Below are 530 nucleotides of genomic sequence, written 5' to 3' on the forward strand. Positions count from 1 at the left end.
CGGGAGGCCTCATTGCAGGCCTACGCCCACCAGGATATTCCCTTTGAGATGCTGGTGGAGGCCATCAACCCGGTGCGCAGTCGGGCCCATTCACCCCTGTTTCAGGTGATGCTGGTGCTGCAAAACACACCATCTGCTGCAGCTTCCCTAGCTGATATTGAGATTGAGCAGCTGGCTCCGTCGGAAGATGCTGCGCGGGTGTCCCGTTTCGACCTTACCCTGAGCCTGGAAAGCACAGAGGCGGGCATTGTCGGTGCCATGGAGTACGATCGGGATCTGTTTGACGCCTCAACCATTGAGCGTTTTCTCGGGCACTATCAGCAGCTATTGGCGGCCGTTGTGGAGGCGCCTGAGTGTCGCATTTCACGTCTCGGGTGCCTCTCGGATTCGGACACGGCTTTCTTCGAACAGCAGGGTGGTCCCTCCGCGCCTTATCCGCTGTCCCAAAGCCTGTTGTCATCCTTCGAGCACTGGGCGGCCGAGTCGGAGGATGCCCTGGCGCTGGTGTCGGAAGCGGGCGGGGAGCAGTT

Annotated in this window: 1 protein-coding gene; it reads left to right on the top strand. The window is 60.4% G+C overall.

The features are described from left to right. Positions 1–12 precede the first annotated feature (12 nt). Positions 13–530: condensation domain-containing protein (locus ABVT36_RS19115; RefSeq protein WP_368457985.1), on the top strand; the 518-nt coding region annotated here is incomplete at its 3' end.

The sequence above is a fragment of the Microbulbifer sp. TYP-18 genome (assembly GCF_040932045.1).
Classification (GTDB): Bacteria; Pseudomonadota; Gammaproteobacteria; order Pseudomonadales; family Cellvibrionaceae; genus Microbulbifer.